Genomic DNA, 6269 nt, shown 5'->3' with positions numbered 1-6269 from the left:
GACTTAATGTGATTTGCATTGTTGGTTTTTGGTTGACTTCAGCCTGAGCACCTTGACCGGGCATTAGCCGTACTTTGCCTTGCGGATTAAAAAAGGTTACTGCACCTTCATACACCCATAACCCTGCTGTGTGTTCATTTACACTCATGGCAAATTCCGTTCCTTCAGGTCCCGCATTAGCAATTGGACTAGTAATCTGTAATGATTTTGGGGTGCGACTAATAAAGTGTACAAAACCTTTGAGCAGGGCTAACAAGGTCGGTTTATTACTGTCCATGCCATTTAACGTGAGTACCGTACCTTCATCTAAACGCAAAACCACATTATCTGGCAGCAATATCGACGCCCGGCTATAGGCTTCTACGCGTAACCGGCTACCTTCGCAAAGGGTTTCGTCTAAATGCGCGCTTTGCCATTGACCTTTGCCATCTGGATCAAAAAATAGCTTACCTTGTAAAGACACGAGCTTAGCTGAAAATTGATTTGGGCAATCTGAGTTCATAGGCATAGGATTAGCCCAGCATTTAACAGTTAAAGCCAATAGTATTAGCACGCTTAATAAACGCATAGTGTTATCCTTACAAAAACGCTAAAGGTTTTTGCGTGTTATTGTAGGAGCCCGCTGAACCGATAAAGTATTGGTTACCAACTTAAGTAGGGGTAGGGCATTGTCCCGTCTTAAGTTGGTAACCGCCTAATCATACTACCAAAAGAATTTTTAACTGTATTGTTAAATATAAACGTGACTTATCTGCGCATTTTACTTATTACCCTAAGCACTGGCTTGTTTGGGATAACTGTTGATTATTTAACTCACTTAGAAACTTCAATAGGGTTACACAGTTTGTTTAGCGTCAGAGGTGTACGCGAGCCGCCTGACTCAGTTGTGATTGTGGCGTTGGATGAGGCTTCAGAGCTGCACTTAAATGTCGGTAAAGATTTAACGCGCTGGCGGCATTTTCATGCCAAGCTGATTGAGCAGTTAACGGCACAAGGCGTGTTACTTATCGTGTTTGACCTGCAATTTATTGTTGCTAACAACGATGACAAAGTGCTAGCGGCGGCTATGCACGCTGCCGGTAATGTTTTATTGACGGAATGTGTACAAAAATTACGCTACGGCGTTGAGGATTTTTTCGGACGCGAAGAATGCTCAGATAGCAACCAAAAACCTTTTGCGGAAAAAAATTGCCGGTACTCATCACGCATTATCTGAGCAAATAGTCGTCATGCGTAAGCTTTTACCTACGCAAAACTTAGCACGCGCTTCGTTAGATCATGCGCCTTTTTTTCTAGCGAGCAGTGATTCAGAACAAGCTACTATTTACCAAGCCTGGACTTTTTTCGATGCCTTAGCCGAAGTGCCCAGTTTACCGGTGTTAACCTGGTTATATTATTTACAGCGTAGTCATGAGCTTGCATCTGAATTAGTAACGACGCCTATTTCTGCCTGGTTAACTGAACAGCGTCGGCAATGTCTTAACGGTGTCATTCAACCGGTTGCCATCGATACCGAAATTAACCGTCTTATATACAATGTGATATGCGAAGGTGATAGCCGGTACTTAGATTTTTATGGACCTGCACAAACTATTAAAATGGCGTCGTATAGCGATGTGTATGAAGGCAAGGTAACTGATTTAACAGGAAAAATTGTTTTTATAGGCAAAGCTAATCGTCAGTTTTCTGCCGGTAAGTTGGATTATTTTCCTGTCCCTTTTGCGAATCCGCATAGTGGTAATATGTCAGGCGTAGAAATTTTAGCCACACAGTTTGCTAATTTATTGGAAAACCGTTTTGTCCATACGCCATTACCGCATCACGTTGTGTTGCTTTTATTTGCGCTGAGTTTAACTGTGTTGCTCAATGTACGTGGTCTGCTATTAAGCGTAGTTTTTTCGCTGGCTTATGTGAGTATCAGCATCTGGCTGTTTAATCGAAACTGTTTGTGGTTACCCGTTGCAATTCCGCTGATTGCCCAATTACCTTGTGCTTGCGTCATGACGCTTATGGCTTCGCGATTTGACTTGCTGAATGAACGCAAACGAATTTTAGCTTTTGCCCGGCGAGTGTTTCCAGAATGGGTATCGTTGACTAATGCAACGCCTGGGCAGTGGCGGCCTGAACATAGTGCAGCAAAAACCACGCAATTGGATGTGTACGGTATTTGCTTAGCAACCGATATTGCGGGCTACACAACCATTTCGTCGCAATATACGCCGCAGCAGATGTGGCAGTTAATGAATGCTTATTTTCGAGTGCTGGGTCAGCCTGTCGAGACGTATCAAGGCATTATTACCGATGTGGTCGGCGATGCCATGATGGCAGTTTGGTTTAATTCGCCTCATGCTCAGCAACGCCTTGCTGCCGCGTTAACCGCATTAGATATGCAATTAGCGCTGGATGCGTTTAATCAAACGTCAACGCTTGGCTGTTTGCCTACTCGAATCGGTATTAATGAAGGCAATATGACATTAGGGCGATTAGATGTGGGTAGTAGCAGTTACTACAGCGTGATTGGCGATACGGTTAATATTGCTTCGCGCATCGAAGGGGTCAACAAATACTTAGGCACTCGTATATTAGCGACGGCAAGCATAGCGACTAGCCTTGGCAGTTTAATCTACAGACCAGTAGGCTGTTTTCGTTTAGTCGGTAGAGACAGTCCAGTGGAATTAATTGAGATTGTTGGTAGAAAATCAGCCGCAACTATCGCAATGCAGCCGCTATTTATTCAATTTGCTTTAGGCTTAGAACTCTTTCAACAAGGACAATGGCAGCAAGCCGCTGTTTGTTTTGAAACAGTGCTACAAGAATACGACGATGGCCCCAGCCGATTTTATTGGCAAAAAGCAATCGCGTTGCAAAAAAATCCGCCGTTATATTGGGATAAGGTTATCACGCTTGAAAACAAGTAGTTGTAGGAGCTTTATTATCTGAAAAGTCATATATCTGGCTTAATAAATACGTGTAAGCCGGTGGAGGCAAGGTTTGACTTAGAGAAGTGCTAGCAGGTTTTTAACACCTGCTAGCTGGGTCAGACTTATTTATTTTTTGCTTTGTTACGTTCGTTAACTTCTTTAATCACTTCGTCGGCAACGTTTCTAGGACATGGCATGTAGTGCGAGAATTCCATAGAGAATTGACCGCGACCTGACGTCATTGTCCGTAAGTCACCGATATAGCCGAACATATCGCTTAATGGCACGTCAGCTTTAATACGCACACCAGTAATGCCTGCGTCTTGTGATTTAATCATGCCACGACGGCGGTTTAAGTCACCAATGACGTCGCCGACGTTAGCTTCCGGTGAGAACACGTCAACTTTCATAATAGGCTCTAATAATTGTGGGCCGGCTTTAGGAATCGATTGACGATACGCTGCACGAGCGGCGATTTCGAACGCGATTGATGACGAGTCAACGGCGTGGAAAGCACCATCGGTTAAGTTAACTTTAAAGTCTAAGCACGGAAAGCCCGCTAATACACCTTTATCAACGCTAGCTTTAAAGCCTTTTTCAACGGCTGGCCAGTATTCTCTCGGTACGTTACCGCCGGTTACGGTTGATTCAAATTGGAAGCCGCTACCTGGTTCGCCTGGCTCAATAATGTAATCGATTTTCGCGTATTGGCCTGAACCACCGGATTGTTTTTTGTGGGTGTAACTGTCTTCGATACGTTGGGTAATGGTTTCGCGGTAGGCTACTTGTGGTTTACCCACGTTTACTTCTACGCCGTGAGTACGTTTTAAGATATCGACTTTAATATCTAAGTGTAACTCACCCATACCTTTAATAATGGTTTCACCTGATTCTTCGTCGGTTTCAACGCGGAATGACGGGTCTTCTTGTACCATTTTGCCTAAAGCCACGCCCATTTTTTCGTTACTGCCTTTGTCTTTTGGCGAAATAGCAATAGAAATAACGGGGTCTGGGAATACCATCGGCTCTAAGGTCGCTGGTTTGTCAGGGTCGCATAACGTGTGGCCAGTTTGTACGTTTTTCAAACCGATTAACGCGACAATATCACCTGCTTGTGCGGTTTCAATTTCAGTACGGTCATCCGCATGCATTTCCACCATACGACCTACACGTTCGTTTTTACCGGTGTACGTGTTTAACATGGTGTCGCCTTTTTTCAAGCGACCAGAATAAACCCGGACGAAGTTTAATGCGCCAAAACGGTCATCCATAATTTTGAAGACTAATGCGCGTAATGGGTAGTCTGGATCAACACGGGCAAAATCGCCTGTTGCATTACCTTCTAAATCAACTTCAGGCTGTGGCTTAACTTCGGTTGGGTTAGGCAAGTAATCAATAACACCGTCTAACACTAATTGCACGCCTTTGTTTTTGAATGACGAGCCGCAGAATGTTGGGAAGAAATCCATGTTAATCGTGCCTTTGCGTAAGCAGCGTTTGATTTCTTCAATGGTTGGTTCTTCGCCTTCTAAGTAACGTTCCATGACGTCATCGTCTTGATCGGCGACTTGGTCGATTAATTTTTCGCGCCATGCTTTAACGTCCGCAACCATATCAGCGGGTACGTCTTTGATTTCATATTTTAATGGGTCTCCAGAGTCGTCCCATATCCATGCTTTTTCGGTTAATAAGTCAATAACGCCGACGAATTGGTCTTCACGGCCAATTGGTAAGGTCATAACGATAGGTTTTGCACCTAAAAACGTCTTCCACTTGTTTAAACGACGCGGAAGAAGTCTGCACCTAAACGGTCTAATTTATTGACGTAAATAATACGCGATACTTTAGAGTCGTTCGCATAACGCCAGTTGGTTTCTGATTGAGGTTCTACGCCGCCTGAACCGCAGAATACGCCGATACCGCCGTCTAATACTTTTAATGAGCGATACACCTCAATCGTAAAATCAACGTGACCGGGGGTGTCGATGATATTAAAACGGTGGTCTTTCCAGAAACATGTAGTTGCTGCCGACTGGATTGTAATACCGCGTTCTTGTTCTTGTACCATGAAATCGGTTGTAGCGGCACCGTCGTGAACTTCGCCGATTTTATGGATTTTACCGGTTAGTTTCAGAATCCGTTCAGTAGTGGTCGTTTTACCAGCATCAACGTGAGCGAAGATGCCGATGTTTCTGTAAAGCGATAGGTCTGTCATGTGAATACTCTAAGTTAAGAAAAAACCTTGTGGGGATCCTGCAAGCATTGTTGCCTACAGAATTCGGAGCAAGAGGCGTATGGCTACAATCAGTCGCCGCAACCAGTGTTGCGAATGTTTGGAAACCATCGCTTGAAAATGAATGCGCCGGGTGCGGATGTAGCTTAAAGCCGAAAGAGTTGGTTTTTATAACCTAACCCCCGCCAGCTTCGGTAGCCGAGTATTTTAACCTATATTCGTGACAAAACGATATAAAACCATGCTTGTATGTGAGTTTAACGAGCTTTTTTCAATGAATTGGCAAATTAGCTTGGGTGTCCAATGGTGGTGGTTATTAATAACGCTTCCATTTTTATGTTCTTTAAGTTGCTATGTCGGTTCTACTGGACATAGCGCTATTTATCTGCCGGTAGTTCGATGCTTATGCTTGCGGGTAATTGAGGATTGTTGCGCTTCAGATGGTAGTTGCCGTTGCGGTCAGTATTAACGGTCTGGTCAGCGTAGCCGCTTTGTTTTAATATGACTTTAACCCCTTTAGCGGGTGCATTGATTAAATTTATTTGACCATAAACATCGGGTTGTTCATTCCATTCACACAAGGTTGAAAGCGTGTAGGCCACATCATAACCCGAGGCGCCCATCGTGTTAATAGAGGCTGAATCGCCCCAGAATGAGTGAACCGGCGATACTGGATAATTAACAGTCGCCATAAACAAATAATGTTGTTGAAATGAGCCAGCATTATTCGGTTGGGTGCTATGCCAATGGCTATATTTCCAGCGTTCACCTGTTATCCAGCGCCAAACACCTTCTTGTTCTTCGTCAGTAGCACCTAGCCATAATGCTTCGGTTTGGCTATTGGTGCCGCCGAAATTCTTCCAAACAAAGTCTTGTTCTGACGCTGATGTTAGCGTGGCTAAATAACCACCTAAACGTTCACAATAAGCTTTAGCGTCATGCCAACCACGGCTTTTATCAAAACGTTGGTAATAGTGTTTATTGCTAGGATTTTTAATATTGTCAGAATCCGCTTGAGCGTTAAGTGTGGCTAAGGACAAAACGCTAGTTGCGACTGTTAAAAATAGATGAATTTTCATAGCAAGCTCTCAAGAGTGTTAAGTGGTTTGTTTATA

At 43.9% G+C, this 6269-nt stretch carries 4 protein-coding genes and 1 pseudogene; 2 read left to right on the top strand and 3 right to left on the bottom strand.

The annotated features are described in order from the left end of the window. The coding region (locus VZ94_RS00150) for a FecR family protein (protein WP_045777656.1) at positions 1-568 on the bottom strand (568 nt) is incomplete at its 3' end. Positions 569-727: 159 nt separating this feature from the next. On the opposite strand from VZ94_RS00150, the gene VZ94_RS00145 reads away from it, so the two are divergent. Together VZ94_RS00145 and VZ94_RS00140 are read left to right on the top strand one after the other, a co-directional pair. Next, positions 728-1216, top strand: coding sequence for a CHASE2 domain-containing protein (locus VZ94_RS00145; protein WP_045777655.1), 489 nt, complete (start codon positions 728-730; stop codon positions 1214-1216). Continuing rightward, complete coding sequence (locus VZ94_RS00140; protein ID WP_131655422.1) at positions 1176-2918, top strand: adenylate/guanylate cyclase domain-containing protein; 1743 nt, start codon at positions 1176-1178, stop codon at positions 2916-2918. Before VZ94_RS00145 ends, VZ94_RS00140 begins: the two co-directional genes overlap by 41 nt. 125 nt (positions 2919-3043) lie before the next feature. Here VZ94_RS00140 and fusA read toward each other — a convergent pair. Then, positions 3044-5136: pseudogene (fusA, locus tag VZ94_RS00135) on the bottom strand (elongation factor G). 395 nt (positions 5137-5531) lie between these two features. Further along, positions 5532-6233 (bottom strand): lectin-like protein, encoded by a 702-nt coding sequence (locus VZ94_RS21860; protein WP_052700059.1) that lies wholly within the window; start codon positions 6231-6233, stop codon positions 5532-5534. Positions 6234-6269: the final 36 nt, after the last annotated feature.

It is taken from the genome of Methylocucumis oryzae, from assembly GCF_000963695.1.
Taxonomy (GTDB): Bacteria; Pseudomonadota; Gammaproteobacteria; order Methylococcales; family Methylomonadaceae; genus Methylovulum; species Methylovulum oryzae.
This window is presented reverse-complemented; position numbering and strand designations above follow the sequence as displayed.

Bases quoted from the DNA above. Each gene is read 5' to 3' on its own strand.
- VZ94_RS21860 (WP_052700059.1), bottom strand. From the start codon at position 6,233: ATGAAAATTCATCTATTTTTAACAGTCGCAACTAGCGTTTTGTCCTTA.